Annotated in this window: 14 protein-coding genes; 1 reads left to right on the forward strand and 13 read right to left on the reverse strand. The window is 36.0% G+C overall.

Annotated elements, in window-relative coordinates:
- Positions 1 to 74: 74 nt before the first annotated feature.
- Positions 75 to 2,264 carry a DNA helicase RecQ gene (recQ, locus tag HMPREF9073_RS10105; protein WP_009413644.1) on the reverse strand — a complete coding sequence of 730 codons (2,190 nt, stop codon included), beginning with the start codon at positions 2,262 to 2,264 and terminating at the stop codon, positions 75 to 77.
- A gap of 615 nt (positions 2,265 to 2,879) precedes the next feature.
- On the reverse strand, positions 2,880 to 3,488 hold the full coding sequence (locus HMPREF9073_RS10110) for a master DNA invertase Mpi family serine-type recombinase (protein WP_009413646.1): 609 nt from the start codon (positions 3,486 to 3,488) through the stop codon (positions 2,880 to 2,882).
- A 69-nt stretch (positions 3,489 to 3,557) separates the two neighbouring features.
- Between HMPREF9073_RS10110 and HMPREF9073_RS10115 the strand changes: the two genes are divergently transcribed.
- Positions 3,558 to 4,313, forward strand: a complete 756-nt coding sequence (locus HMPREF9073_RS10115) for a restriction endonuclease subunit S (protein ID WP_009413647.1) — start codon at positions 3,558 to 3,560, stop codon at positions 4,311 to 4,313.
- Here the strand turns inward: HMPREF9073_RS10115 and HMPREF9073_RS10120 are convergent.
- The 11 genes from HMPREF9073_RS10120 to HMPREF9073_RS10170 all read right to left on the reverse strand — a co-directional run bounded on the left by HMPREF9073_RS10120 (position 4,310) and on the right by HMPREF9073_RS10170 (position 13,449).
- Positions 4,310 to 5,797: a restriction endonuclease subunit S gene (locus HMPREF9073_RS10120; RefSeq protein ID WP_009413648.1), complete on the reverse strand. Its 1,488-nt coding sequence runs from the start codon at positions 5,795 to 5,797 to the stop codon at positions 4,310 to 4,312. The genes HMPREF9073_RS10115 and HMPREF9073_RS10120 overlap by 4 nt on opposite strands.
- Positions 5,784 to 6,029, reverse strand: coding sequence for a hypothetical protein (locus tag HMPREF9073_RS15995; RefSeq protein WP_009413649.1), 246 nt, complete (start codon positions 6,027 to 6,029; stop codon positions 5,784 to 5,786). The genes HMPREF9073_RS10120 and HMPREF9073_RS15995 overlap by 14 nt, the downstream gene beginning before the upstream one ends.
- Positions 6,030 to 6,037: 8 nt before the next feature.
- The gene (locus HMPREF9073_RS10130) at positions 6,038 to 7,981 is read right to left on the reverse strand and encodes an N-6 DNA methylase (RefSeq protein ID WP_009413650.1); all 1,944 of its coding nucleotides are present in this window, start codon (positions 7,979 to 7,981) and stop codon (positions 6,038 to 6,040) included.
- Between the two features lie 161 nt (positions 7,982 to 8,142).
- Positions 8,143 to 8,763, reverse strand: coding sequence for a recombination mediator RecR (gene recR, locus HMPREF9073_RS10135; RefSeq protein WP_009413651.1), 621 nt, complete (start codon positions 8,761 to 8,763; stop codon positions 8,143 to 8,145).
- Between the two features lie 15 nt (positions 8,764 to 8,778).
- On the reverse strand, positions 8,779 to 9,246 hold the full coding sequence (locus tag HMPREF9073_RS10140) for a low molecular weight protein-tyrosine-phosphatase (RefSeq protein ID WP_009413652.1): 468 nt from the start codon (positions 9,244 to 9,246) through the stop codon (positions 8,779 to 8,781).
- 78 nt (positions 9,247 to 9,324) lie between these two features.
- Entirely contained in the window at positions 9,325 to 9,909 is a 585-nt protein-coding gene (gene nadD / locus HMPREF9073_RS10145) for a nicotinate (nicotinamide) nucleotide adenylyltransferase (RefSeq protein WP_009413653.1), read from the reverse strand.
- On the reverse strand, positions 9,906 to 10,472 hold the full coding sequence (gene gmk, locus HMPREF9073_RS10150) for a guanylate kinase (protein WP_009413654.1): 567 nt from the start codon (positions 10,470 to 10,472) through the stop codon (positions 9,906 to 9,908). Before gmk ends, nadD begins: the two co-directional genes overlap by 4 nt.
- An 18-nt stretch (positions 10,473 to 10,490) precedes the next feature.
- A complete protein-coding gene (locus HMPREF9073_RS10155; protein WP_009413655.1) occupies positions 10,491 to 11,345 on the reverse strand; it encodes a YicC/YloC family endoribonuclease in 855 nt (284 codons plus the stop codon).
- Positions 11,346 to 11,350: 5 nt separating this feature from the next.
- A complete protein-coding gene (locus HMPREF9073_RS10160; RefSeq protein WP_009413656.1) occupies positions 11,351 to 12,304 on the reverse strand; it encodes a transketolase family protein in 954 nt (317 codons plus the stop codon).
- Positions 12,305 to 12,375: 71 nt separating this feature from the next.
- On the reverse strand, positions 12,376 to 12,906 hold the full coding sequence (gene rimM, locus HMPREF9073_RS10165; RefSeq protein ID WP_009413657.1) for a ribosome maturation factor RimM: 531 nt from the start codon (positions 12,904 to 12,906) through the stop codon (positions 12,376 to 12,378).
- A gap of 9 nt (positions 12,907 to 12,915) precedes the next feature.
- A complete protein-coding gene (locus HMPREF9073_RS10170; RefSeq protein WP_002678283.1) occupies positions 12,916 to 13,449 on the reverse strand; it encodes a 30S ribosomal protein S16 in 534 nt (177 codons plus the stop codon).
- Positions 13,450 to 13,478 lie beyond the last annotated feature (29 nt).

A 13,478-nucleotide genomic window follows, 5' to 3' on the forward strand; every position in this document is an offset into this window, starting at 1 on the left:
GCAAAGTGTAACGATAAAAAAGAGAATTAAGCATTTTTGCCTAATTCTCTTTTTTTATTTTATGTGTACTTCTGTTAATTTGCTACTTCACTGATAAACTTCAATCGGTAGATTCTTAGTTCATCATCTTCGTATTCACCGGCAAATTCTTTAGAAGCTAAAGATATTTTGTCACTTTCAGCTTCCATAAAGTATTCGTGAAGCTCTTCTTGTTGTTCTTCATCAAAGATTTCGTTTACCCAATAATCAATATTTAGCTTGGTACCGCTGTATACGATTTGCTCCATTTCTTTGAGAAATTCGTCCATCTCCAACCCTTTGGCTTGGGCGATGTCGGGCAATGGCAATTTGCGGTCTATATTCTGAATGATAAACAATTTTAAAGCTGAGTTAGACCCCGTAGTTTTTACTATTAAATCCTCAGCGCGTACAATATCATTTTCCTCTACATAACGCTCAATGAGTTTTACAAACTCACTACCATATTTCTTAGCTTTGCCTTCTCCTATTCCGTGTACATTGGTAAGTTCCTGAATGGTAATAGGATATTTGAGAGCCATATCTTCGAGTGAAGGGTCTTGGAATACCACAAACGGAGGCACCCCTTTCTGTTTGGCTACCTTTTTGCGCAAATCTTTTAGCATATCCAGCAATACAGGGTCGGCGGCTACAGCATTGGCACTGTTTATATCTTCGGGTTCCTCTTCATAACTGTGGTCTTCAGTCATCATAAATGAAGGCACTTCTTTTAAGAATTCCTTTCCTTTATCGGTGATAAACATTACTCCGTAAGTTTCTATATCCTTGCGTATGAGTCCGTTTACCATTACCTGACGAAGGAGAGCCATCCAATAAGCATCGTCTTTATCTTTACCAATGCCAAAGAAGTCTTGTTCATCAATACGATGCGCTTTGATAAGAGCGCTCACTTTACCGATAAGTGTATTTACAATTTCTTTAGCTTTGAACTTCTGTTTGGTAGCAATAATCACATTGAGCAATTTTACTACATCATCTTTGGCTTCCTTCTTCTCTTTAGGAAAACGCACATTGTCATCCATATTGGCACCTTCGCCATTTACCTCGTCAAACTCTTCGCCAAAGTAATGTAATATAAATTTACGGCGTGAACTAGAGGTTTCAGCGTAAGCTACGATGTCCTGCAAGAGTGCTTGTCCTATTTCCTGCTCGGCTATAGGCTTGCCTATCATAAATTTTTCGAGTTTTTCTACATCTTTATAAGAATAGAAAGCCAAGCAATGCCCTTCACCGCCATCACGACCAGCACGTCCTGTTTCTTGATAGTAACTTTCAATACTTTTTGGGATATCGTGGTGGATTACAAAACGTACATCGGGTTTATCGATACCCATACCAAAGGCGATGGTTGCTACCACCACATCTACCTCTTCCATCAAGAACATATCTTGGTGTTTGGCGCGTGTTTTGGCATCTAATCCCGCGTGGTAAGGTACCGCTGAAATGCCGTTTACTTGTAAGGTTTGCGCAAGGTCTTCTACCTTTTTACGGCTGAGACAGTATATAATTCCTGATTTTTTGCTGTTTTGTTTTACAAAACGGATGATATCGGCATCTACGTTTTTGGTTTTAGGGCGTACTTCATAATAGAGATTAGGACGGTTGAATGATGATTTAAATACATTGGCTTCGAGCATTCCCAAGTTTTTGAGGATATCCTCTTGCACTTTAGGGGTGGCTGTAGCTGTAAGCGCAACGATAGGGATATTGCTGCCCAGACGCTCGATAATGGTTTTGATATTGCGGTACTCAGGGCGGAAATCGTGTCCCCATTCAGAGATGCAATGCGCCTCGTCTACAGCGACAAAGGAGATAGGAACGGTTTTGAGAAAGTTAGCATATTCCTCTTTGATGAGGGACTCGGGGGCGACATATAGCAATTTGGTTTTGCCGGCACTGATATCCTCCATTACTTCGCGGATTTCGTTTTTGGTAAGAGAAGAGTTTAGTACGTGGGCAATACTATCGGTAGATGAAATACCACGCATCGCGTCTACTTGGTTTTTCATCAAGGCGATAAGGGGGGAAATCACAATAGCAGTTCCCTCCAGAACTAAGGCAGGCAATTGGTAGCACAATGATTTACCACCACCTGTGGGCATAATTACAAAGGTATTTTCTTTGTTGATCACGCTGGTAATAATTTCTTCTTGATGTCCTTTGAACGCTTCAAACCCAAAGTAGTGTTTCAGGGCATTGTGTAAATCATTTTTTGTCATTTTCATATTAAATATTCTCCTGTTTTAGTGTTGAGTTTTTCTGTTATCAGATATATTTTACAAATATACGACATTTTTCTAAACCACAAAAATTTTTAATAAAAAAAGTGTTGCCCGCCAATTTCATTGAAGGGAGACAATCTGTAAAGGAGATAACTTGTGATTTAATACAAGTTGCACGGGCAGGTGCGAGCCGAATGGGCAGGGATGGGAGGTACGAGCCGCACGGGCAGGTGATGGGAGCGGTGGGAGAAGTATAGTTTTTATCTCCCACAAAGCCAGCGAGGGCTCACAGCTGGGTATGTGAACACAAATTTGCACGAAATAAGGACTGCAAAAAACTATTTGCTTTACATTATCTCACGAATTTTTACCTGACGGTGAATTATTTTGTAAATAGATTATGTTGCAAAGCTGTAAATCAATGTTCTGTTATATCAAACTGACGTTAAATAAACTAGCTTATTGTATATAGAAAGTTGAATATTTTTGAGTTTGAGCCTCGCTAAGTTGAGTGAGTAATACTGCAAAAAGGGTAATTAAAAAGTGTTTCATATCTTTGTAAAGAGTTTAGATGAGAGTTGCAAATGTATTATAAAAAAGTCAAATGACCTAATAAAATCAGACACCATACTTACACAATCGTTCTTTTACAAAAGTACTTACTGTAAGCCTATGCACCCCAAGAATACGCCCAATAGCTGAATACGATACTTTTTTCTCTAAAAGCTCCTTAATTTTCTTTTCTTGCCCTGTGAGTTTTGTTTTAGCGGACTTACTACCTTTAGGGCGACCGAGAACTACTCCCTCTGCTTTCTTGCGTGCCAATGCCTCTTTTGTACGCTGACTGATAAGGTTACGTTCAATCTCAGCAGAAAGCCCAAAAGCAAATGCCAACACCTTACTATTAATGTCGCTCCCCAAGCGATAATTATCTTTAATTGTCCACACCTGAATATCGCGGTTCATACACTCATTGAGCACCCCCATAATCATCAAGAGGTTACGCCCCAACCGCGAGAGCTCTGAGCAAATAAGGATATCACCTTTTTTCATTCTTTTAAGGAGTTTACCGAGTTTTCTATTCTCTACTCTTGTCATACCTGAAATAGTTTCTTCTACCCAAACATCAATAGTTAGGTTGTTTTTCTCACAGAAATTACCAATTTCAAAACGTTGGTTTTCTACGGTTTGTTTATCGGAACTTACCCGAATATATCCATAAATCATTGTATAAATTAATTTGATTAAAGTAATAAATATAATCAAAAAGGATAAAACAATGATGGGCGTTTGTTTTTGACAAATCTATCAGAAGTAACTGGGAAAAGAATTGACCCTAAAGGTTATGATATTAAGACAAAATTACTAAAAAGTAGCATTGATAATATTGATTTGAAAAAGTTCATTGCACTGCCTTTGAAATCATTCATTATTCAAAGTATAACAGGTAATTGGGGAATTGATGAAAATGAAGAAGTTGAGGAGAATGAAGAGTATCAAAAGTGTTTAGTAATTAGAGCTACTGAATTTGATAATCAATACAATTTGAATTTAGATAATTCAAGAGTAAAATACCGCTTAATAAAGAAAAGTATTTTATCTAAAATAGATTTAAAAGAAAATGATTTATTAATAGAAAAATCAGGAGGAAGTCCAGACCAACCAGTGGGTAGAATAGCCATTATAACACAAAATATAATTAAAGATAATGTTTTGTGTTATAGTAATTTTATTCATAAAATAAGAGTTACTAATAAAAAAATCAATCCTGAATATTTGTTTTGCTTTTTAAAGATGATGCATAATATTAGACTCACAGAAGCAATGCAAAGCCAAACCAATGGGATTAGAAATCTCATTATGAATAGTTATCTTAATCAAAATATTGTTATTCCTGTTTCTGAAAATGGAAAAATAGATATCCAAAAGCAAACAGAAATAGCTAATAGAATAACAACAATTAGAGAAGAAGCTAAAAAACTACAATTAGAAGCAATTAATACATTAGAAACAGCAAAAAAGAATATTGAACAGATGATATTAGGGAACTAATTGCCTAATATCATTTGCTCTACTTCTTGCTTAGCTTGTTCCAAAATTTCTTTTCCTTCTTGCTTTAATGCGTTAGCTTTATTTCGTATTTGTGAGATATGGGCAGCTATTTCATTTTGTTTTTGTAAGGGAGGTAGGGGGATTTTTATACTTTCTACATCTTTGGGATAAATATGTGATGTTTGTCCTGTTTTTTCTCGATTAATTAATATTTTATAGTATTTAGTATTTAACAATGGAAACAGATAGTTTGATAATAATTTTTCTTGATTTACTCTAATACATAATAGTTCTCCAACAAAAGAAGTAGAACATTCGGGAGTTTCTTCTAAATATTTTATATGTTTTCCAACATATTCAGCTTGATGAGCTGCTGAAAGAATAAACATATCCCCTTTTAGTATACTAAAAGGTTGTTTGTTTACTGAAAAAGCAGCTTTTTCAACATCAATCTTGTAATCTGTATAACTACTTACTTTAATTATAGGATAAAGTGTGTTATCCTTAGAATATTCAGAACTTGAAGGAGTCTTACCTGAGAAAACATTTATACAATTATTACTAATTGTATCCATTGGATATTTACCTTTCTCTACCTTAGTCATTATTTTCTTATAATATATAGAATAATAATCAGGATCAATTCTTTTCCCAGTTACTTCTGATAGATTTGTCAAAAACAAACGCCCCTTTTTTACTAACGGGTTATCATTATCTAAGTTATAGCTACTGTTTTTATCAGTGTTTTGCGGTAAATACTCTTCTTCTTTGGGTAGTGTAATGCCTAACTCTCCTAAAAGATAATCATCAATACTATCCAACAACCTTTGAGCTTCAGCTTCTTTTTGTTGTTTTTTTAAGTATGCACTTTTTAGAATATTTATAATATTTTGTTGAACTTCTATTTTCAATAGAGGTATAGGTATTTTTCCTAATTGTTGATTATTTAGATATGCTTGTGTTGTAATAGTAGTATATCTTTGTATTAGCTTTTGTCCAATGTTACTATCTAAATAAATAGCTACAAATTCAGATAAGAATCTTTCATCATTAATTCTTATTCTTGCAATATTTTGATTAATATTGCCTTCTAATTCTTCTGAATAAACATATCCTACTTTTCCTAATGTTGCACCTACAACAGCAAGTAATATGTCTCCTTTCTTTATATAAGAACGAATAATTTTTGAGTTAAAAATTTCAGAAATATACTGATTTTTTGAGAAAGAATAAAGGGTAAAATCTTGTGAACGATAATAAGTTACTCCTGAATTTTCAAATTTACCATCAGAAGGAGTTGAACCATTTTTTATAGGTTCTGTAATATCAATTAATTTAAGAGCTCCTTTTGATTTAATCCTTTCAACAATTTTTCTTATTGAAAAAGAATTAAAATTAATATCTAGTCTCCCTTCCAATTCCGAACGATTAATGATAAAAACCTTATTAGGGTCTATATTTTCTGATAACTTAAATTTCTTCATTATTGATAGCATTTATAAATCGTTCTAACTCTTTCCCTATAACCTCCAATTCATTCACTGCAATTTTTTTGCCTGTAGCATCATAACCTATCTCTTCGGCAATCGCCATAAAAATAGGATAGTCTTTTAGCTTTTTCTGCTTCTCTGTTAAGAAAGCATCTTGCAATTCCTCTTTGAGGTTATTTACTTTTTCTGAAAACTCCTCTTGTATTTCTTTCTTCTCTTCAGCCATAAGAGGAGCTAATCCTTTTTTATCAAGAGAAGGGTGTTTTTCTTTATATTTTTTTCAAGGGCACTTATAGCTTGTTTTTTCTCACTTTCTAATTGTTTTACTTTTTCCTTGTACTGATATGAGGAAAGCAAACTGTGCTTTGTGTTTTGTTTTAAGTCTTTGATTTCTTTAGTTTCTGCTTCAGAATATTTTTTCAAGAACAGTACAGAGCTTTTTACTCCTGCTCCATTGGCAGCAAAAGCCGTTTGAGGCATAGAAACTACGGCAACTATTCTAAAAGTCTCTTCTATATGGTCGCGAACATATTGCAAAGAACTATTGGTTAAGATACCATCAGGAATAACAATAGCTAAATAACCTTCTGGTTTTAGGAATCTGTAACATTGCTCAATGAATAAGACTTCAGTACTTTGGTTTTCGCGTACAGTTTCAGGAGCTTGCTTTACAGCCAGCCAATCCTCTTCTTTTTTGCCCAACTTGTACTCTTTTAAATAGGCTTTTTCTGTTTGGCGCACGGTACTACCAAAAGGAGGATTGGTAATGATAAAATCGAAATGATTGTATTTAAAACCTTTGTTTTCTGTGTTTTTTTGAATTTCTTCAGCACTTAAAAGTCCGTCTGAAGTAATCACATTGGTATGCCCGTCATCGTGAATAATCATATTCATTTTGGCAGCTCTCGAAATCTGTTCATTAATTTCTATACCATATAGGTTCTTTTCAGCGAAATCGTGCCAAAAATTTAAATGTTTTTCCCATTCATCACGATCCTCTTTGTAATCAGGTATTTCTTTATTAGCAAGCTCTCTTACTTTATTCAAAGCATATAAGAGGAATCCTCCACTACCACACGAGGTATCCAAAACAAGAGATTCATTTGTAATAGGTAATACATCAACAATAAATTTTACAATTTCACGAGGAGTAAAATATTGACCAAAATTACCCCTAAAAAAAGAATTCATAAAGGTTTCAAAAGCCCGACCTTTCGCATCTAAATCTGTTTTTCCTATGTTAATACCTTGTAAATATCCTACTACAGTTCTAATTTTTTCAGGAGAGAGTCTGATATTATCGCGAAAAACTTCTGGGTCTTTCTTTCTACCTTCGTTATAAAGGTCGTTAATTCTATTTAAAAGGCGTCTGTTTTCCTCATCAGCAATAGCTTTAGGTTTTTGTTCTTTACTTAAACTGTTATAGTTTTTTATTTCAGAAGGGTCTACTTTTATAATCTGAAAATCATAAGGGTCTCCTTTTTTTCTAATTTTTCTTTCGTCCCATATTTTGCAGAAAATAAGTTTGTCCAACTCATCAAAGGCTTCTGACGGATTGAGGTGTCCTCCTCCCCAAAGAGCATCGTGTGCTTTTTTAAATCGGCTTGTTAAATCTTCTTGTTCAATAGTTTTTAAATCTTCAAACTTTTGTTCTCCTTCTTTATGAGAAATAAGTGCTGCTTTATATACAAATTTGTAATTAGCCAATTCTTTTACTCCATACGAAGGAATATCAGTTTCTTCAATTCTTGATTCTTTGGTTTTATCTACTTGAAAATAACTGTTTTTATTTGCACAAGTTACCCAAACATATTTTACATTGTTAGGCATTGCATAAGCATAACTATATGCTTGATTTACAGCTTCATTAAATGCAGGGTCTGTAATATCTGCTTTCTTACATTCTACTAAAATATGAGGTTCTGTACATTCATCATCATTATATACTACTATATCAGCCTCTTTTGTTTCTACGCCCATTTTTACAGGAACAAACATTTTAATTCGTTCAGGCTTATAATTATACTGAGTAACTAACAAAATAAAAGCCTCAGCTTGCACCTTTTCCTCTGGATTAGCAAAGTTTCTACTTTTATTTTGATGAATATATTTTATTGTTTTCTCATCTTCTGAAATAGAGATAAGACCTCTTTTTATACCTTCTTGGATAAGATTCATTATTATAATTAATTAGAAAAAATAACTCTTTATTTTATACAGTGCGGCAAATGTAGTGTAAAAAAGTTGAATAACCTAATGAAATAGGATTTTTTTAGGGAATTTTTGAAGAGGGGGAATGAGCCGCACGTGCAGGGATGGGAGCGGTGGGAGTAATGGGGTTATACTGCTTTGATGGCTTTTTCAAAGGGGATGCGATGGGAGATGCTGCGACCTAAGGTTACTTCATCGGTGTACTCGAGTTCACTGCCTACAGCTATGCCTCGTGCAATGGTGGAGATGGTGATGTGATAGGGCTCTACTTGTTTGTAGATGTAGAAATTGGTTGTATCACCTTCCATAGTGTTGCTGAGAGCTAAAATGAGTTCAGTTACTTTGCCTGCCTTTACTTTTTCTATCAGTGAGGCGATGTGTAGATTGGAGGGGGCAATCCCATCAATGGGGGATATTTTGCCTCCTAAAACGTGGTATTGTCCTTTGAATTGACCAGTGTTCTCTATTGCCATTACATCGCGGAAATCCTCTACAACACAGATGATGCCTGTGTCGCGAGTCGGGTTGGCACATATTTCACAAATATCTACATCGGAGATGTTGTGGCAGTTTTTGCAGTACTGTATGTGGGTGCGCAATGCTACAATGGCTTGTGCTAATTGCAAGGATTGTTCTTCGGGTTGTTTGAGCAAATGCAATGCTAAACGCAAGGCGGTGCGTTTGCCTATACTGGGCAATTGTGCTATTTCGTAGACAGCGTTTTCTAAGAGCTTAGATGAGAAATCCATTTTAGGAGATAGGGGTTAGGGGGTAGGGTTTAGTTTGTGAGCAACTTTGGTGCAAGCCTCGTCAATAAGTTGATAAACGTTTTCGAAATCAGCTTCTGTACCGTAATAAGGGTCGGGGATTTCACGTTGAGCCATTCCTCCTAAAGCATCGGCTAAAAAATGTACTTTAGCGCGTTCTTTTTCGTTCTTAGCCAAACGGAGCACGTTTTGGTAGTTACTTCTGTCCATTACGAAGATATAATTAAAGTGAGAGAAATCTTTGGCAGAAAATTGTCGTCCTCTAAGCATAGAGATGTCTATTCCGTGTTGTTTACCAGAAGCAATAGAACGATCATCAGGGGCATCACCAACGTGATAATTGGCAGTACCAGCTGAATCTACTTCAAAGTTATCGGAAGGGAGTTTGCTTCTCATCACACCTTCGGCTAAGGGTGAACGACAAATATTGCCTAAGCAAACCATTAGTATTTTTGTTTTTGGCATTTTGTTTTAATTTTATTGATGATCAAATTACTGAAAAATGGAGTTTTTGGAGTATCTCGGAGAGACATTGATAAATTTTTATCTGTAGAGTCCCAGTTTATCAATATACTGCCATACTTTTTCAGGGAGTAATGGACGTATATTGCGCCCTACTTTGAGTTCTTCACGTATAAAGGTGGCTGAGAGTTCAATAATAGGGGCATTTATACGAGTGATTTGTGGGTGATTGATTAAGGATCGGGGGATATCTCCCTCTGAAATACGAGGATATACATAAATAGGATAATTAGCTAAAATATGCTCGTAGTTTTTCCATTTGTGAAAGCTCTTTAGGTTGTCTTCCCCCATAATTAAGGCAAAGTTAGCTTGAGAGTGTTTTTCTTCCAAATAGGCTAAAGTGTTTACTGTATAATTGGGTTGAGGCAACTGAAATTCGATGTTTGAAGCTCTTAACTTGGGATATTCGTCTATTGCTAAATTTGTCATTTCTAACCTCAAGTGGTTGTCTAACAGTGATTGTTTTTCTTTAAATGGGTTTTGAGGAGTTACGACTAACCATAATTCGTCCATAGCACTGTGTTCTACCAGATGATTGGCAATGATGAGATGCCCTATATGGATAGGGTTGAACGATCCAAAGAATAAGCCTATTTGTTTTTTCATCGATTGATAAATTCGGTTACTATACGTTCAGCCTCTTGTAGGGCTTGTTGCAAATCATCATTTTTGATAATTACATCAAATTGATGAGCTGTAGCCATTTCTTGTTCGGCTTTGTTGAGGCGCATTTCTATTTTTTCTTCTGTTTCGGTTTTACGATTGCGCAAACGCTCTTCTAAGGCAACGAGGCTTGGTGGTTCTACAAAAATTGCCAAGGTTTGGTCAGGGTATTTTTTTTTCAAGCGAAGACCTCCAGCAACATCAAGGTCAAATACTACATTTTTACCATTTGCCCAAAGACGTTCTACTTCAGATTTTAGGGTGCCATAGTAACAGCCAGCATATACTTCTTCCCATTCCATAAAATCATCGTGCTGTATGCGATTTTTGAACTCATCGGCTGAAAGGAAATAGTATTCTTTGCCGTGTTGTTCCACACCGCGAGGTGCGCGAGAGGTAGCCGAAATAGAAAAGGCTAAGTTAAGATTTTCAAGAGATAACAAGTGTTTTACTATGGTAGTTTTGCCACTCCCTGAGGGGGCTGAGAAAATAATTAGTTTGTTCATTTTTAAGTGTCAGGTGGGTTATAATACGTTTAATACTTGTTCTTTAATTTTTTCGAGTTCATCTTTCATTTGGACAACTAACTGTTGCATAGGGGCAAAGTTAGCTTTAGATCCTAAGGTATTTACCTCTCGTCCAATTTCTTGTGCGATAAAACTCAGTTTTCGTCCGTTAGATTCTTCGCTATGGAGGGTTTCTAGAAAATAGTCTAAGTGCTTTTTGAGTCGGATTTTTTCTTCGGTAATATCCAATTTTTCTAAGTAGAAAATAAGTTCTTGTTCAAAGCGATTGGCATCTACATTTTGGATATCGGCAACTGCTTTTTCAAGTCGTTCGCGTATCAAAGCTAAGCGTTCTTCGTCAAGACCTTGTACTTCTTGTAATAGGCGGTTGATATTGTTAATTCGCAATACAAAATCTTTTTCTAATACTTTACCTTCTTGAGTGCGGAAGTTTTGCAAATCGGCAATGGCAAGGTTGATATGTTGAAAAATAACAGAAAGTTCTTCTTCAGAAATACTTTCGGAAGTGGTTTGCAAGGCATCAGGCATACGCACTGCCATTTTAAGCAACTCGGTAAGGTCGCCATCCACAATCGCACGCATTTGTTCGATGTACGATTTTACGATGTTAGGATTGATTTTAGAAGGAGTTTGAGTACCTGTATTTTCTATGAAGATGCTAAAATCTACTTTTCCGCGTTGCAATTGTTCAGCAATAAGTTTGCGAAAGTCGAGTTCTTTTTCGCGATATACCTGAGGAATACGCGTGTTGATATCAATACTCTTGCTATTTAAAGATTTGATTTCTATACTGATATGTTTATCGGCAAGAGATAACACGCTCTTTCCGAATCCTGTCATTGATTGTATCATACTATTTATTTTCTTTTCAGTACTTTTTGAACTGCTTTTAAAATACCCTCTTTATCTAACCCATATTTTTGTATAAGTTGAGTAGGTGTACCGCTTTCACCAAAGGTATCGTTTACGGCAACAAACTCTTGTGGAGTAGGGTAGTGTTGTGTAAGTACACGAGCTACACTTTCACCCAGACCTCCGTAGTAATTATGTTCTTCACAAGTAACGATTGCTTTGGTTTTCTTTACAGAATTGAGGATGATTTCTTCGTCTAAAGGTTTGATAGTATGGATATTAATCACTTCGGCAGAGATGCCTTGTTGTTCTAAGGCTTCACAAGCTAAAAGCGCTTCCCAAACCAGGTGACCTGTAGCAACGATGGTAACATCAGAACCTTCGTTTAGCAAGATTCCTTTGCCTATTTCAAAAGTTTGGTCTTCAGGAGTGAAGTTAGCCACGGTAGGGCGACCGAAGCGGAGGTATACGGGACCTACATAATCGGCAATAGCGAGGGTTGCTGCTTTAGTTTGATTGTAGTCACAAGGATTGATAACCACCATATTAGGCAACATTTTCATCAGTCCGATGTCCTCCAATATTTGGTGAGTAGCTCCGTCTTCGCCTAAGGTAAGTCCGGCGTGAGAGGCGCATATTTTTACATTTTTATTAGAATAGGCAATTGATTGACGTATTTGGTCATAAACACGACCTGTAGAGAAAGCTGCGAAAGTGCCTGTAAAGGGGATTTTACCACCGATAGTAAGACCAGCAGCAATGCCCATCATATTAGCTTCAGCAATACCTATTTGGAAGAAACGGGTAGGGTTTTCTTCGATAAATTTTTCCATTTTTAGGGAGCCAATCAAGTCGGCACAAAGGGCTACTACGTTAGGGTTTTTGCGACCTAATTCGGCAAGTCCAGCGCCGAAGCCACTTCGGGTATCTTTTTTTCCTGTATCAATATATTTTTTCATTGGAAAAATGAGTGTTAATGTTATTGAGCGACAAAGGTAATGCTTTTTATTAATTTCTCCTAATAAAAAGTTTAATTTACATATAAATTGATAAGACCGTCAGGGGTTTTTACAATGATTCTTTGGTTAGGGCGATCTACTTTTTCAATAAACTCATCGTTCATAGGGATGAGAATTTCTTTGCCTTCTTCATTTTCTATTTCGAATAAGGGTTGGAAAGTAGTGTCGTTGATACTCACAATTTTACCTACTTTTCCATAGTTTATATCTTCGACTTCAAATCCTATTACTTCGTGGTAATAGAACTTATTACCCGAAAGTTTAGGAAGAGCTGCTAAGGGCAAGTAGATTTTGTGTTTTAGCAAAGCATCGGCATCGGCTTCACTATTAACTTCTTCAAATTTTACACGGAGTAAATCGGATTTGTGCAAAGAGCTTTTTTCAACAAAAAAAGGAACCAGATTATTGCCTAAAGCAATAAAAACTGATTCCAATTCTTCGTACATTTCGGGGTCGTCAGAATCTAATTTGATGAGCACTTCCCCTTTAAAGCTAAACTTTGACACAATTGTTCCTACATAAAAACAATCTTTAATGGTCATATTATGAGTCTATGCTTCAGTTTCGTTGTTTTCTTCGGCAGGAGCTTCAGCTTCAGCTTGTTCAGCGGTAGCTTCGGCAGCAGCCTCAGCAGCTTTAGCAGCAGCGTCGTTTTTACGTTTTTCGTTAGCTTCTTTTTCAGCACTTAACGCTTTAGCTTTAGCATCTGCTTTTTCTTTAGCTAATTTTTGTTCTTTAGAAGATACTTTGTTAGCTTTTTCGTCTAACCAAGCTTTGAATTTAGCTTCAGCTTGTTCTTCGGTAAGGGCACCTTTGGCAACACCGCCTAACAAGTGATATTTAAGCAATACACCTTTGTAAGAAAGGATACGGCGAGCTGTATCACTTGGTTGAGCACCGTTTTTCAACCATTTTACTGCTGCATCTACATCAATTTCGATTTGAGCAGGGTTAGAAACTGGGTTGTAAGTTCCTAATTTTTCAAGGAATTTACCATCTCTTTTTGCACGTGAGTTGGCGGCTACAATCCAATAGAAAGGTTTGCCTTTTTTACCGTGACGTTGTAATCTGATTTTTACTGGCATAAAAAAATTTAATTAGTGAGGTTCACGAC

The sequence above is a fragment of the Capnocytophaga sp. oral taxon 326 str. F0382 genome (assembly GCF_000318295.1).
Taxonomy (GTDB): Bacteria; Bacteroidota; Bacteroidia; order Flavobacteriales; family Flavobacteriaceae; genus Capnocytophaga; species Capnocytophaga periodontitidis.

Bases quoted from the DNA above. Each gene is read 5' to 3' on its own strand.
- HMPREF9073_RS15995 (WP_009413649.1), bottom strand. From the start codon at position 6,029: ATGGCTGAAGAGAAGAAAGAAATACAAGAGGAGTTTTCAGAAAAAGTA.
- rimM (WP_009413657.1), bottom strand. From the start codon at position 12,906: ATGACCATTAAAGATTGTTTTTATGTAGGAACAATTGTGTCAAAGTTT.
- nadD (WP_009413653.1), bottom strand. From the start codon at position 9,909: ATGAAAAAACAAATAGGCTTATTCTTTGGATCGTTCAACCCTATCCAT.
- recR (WP_009413651.1), bottom strand. From the start codon at position 8,763: ATGGATTTCTCATCTAAGCTCTTAGAAAACGCTGTCTACGAAATAGCA.
- gmk (WP_009413654.1), bottom strand. From the start codon at position 10,472: ATGAACAAACTAATTATTTTCTCAGCCCCCTCAGGGAGTGGCAAAACT.
- recQ (WP_009413644.1), bottom strand. From the start codon at position 2,264: ATGAAAATGACAAAAAATGATTTACACAATGCCCTGAAACACTACTTT.
- HMPREF9073_RS10110 (WP_009413646.1), bottom strand. From the start codon at position 3,488: ATGATTTATGGATATATTCGGGTAAGTTCCGATAAACAAACCGTAGAA.
- HMPREF9073_RS10170 (WP_002678283.1), bottom strand. From the start codon at position 13,449: ATGCCAGTAAAAATCAGATTACAACGTCACGGTAAAAAAGGCAAACCT.
- HMPREF9073_RS10140 (WP_009413652.1), bottom strand. From the start codon at position 9,246: ATGCCAAAAACAAAAATACTAATGGTTTGCTTAGGCAATATTTGTCGT.
- HMPREF9073_RS10155 (WP_009413655.1), bottom strand. From the start codon at position 11,345: ATGATACAATCAATGACAGGATTCGGAAAGAGCGTGTTATCTCTTGCC.
- HMPREF9073_RS10160 (WP_009413656.1), bottom strand. From the start codon at position 12,304: ATGAAAAAATATATTGATACAGGAAAAAAAGATACCCGAAGTGGCTTC.
- HMPREF9073_RS10120 (WP_009413648.1), bottom strand. From the start codon at position 5,797: ATGAAGAAATTTAAGTTATCAGAAAATATAGACCCTAATAAGGTTTTT.
- HMPREF9073_RS10130 (WP_009413650.1), bottom strand. From the start codon at position 7,981: ATGAATCTTATCCAAGAAGGTATAAAAAGAGGTCTTATCTCTATTTCA.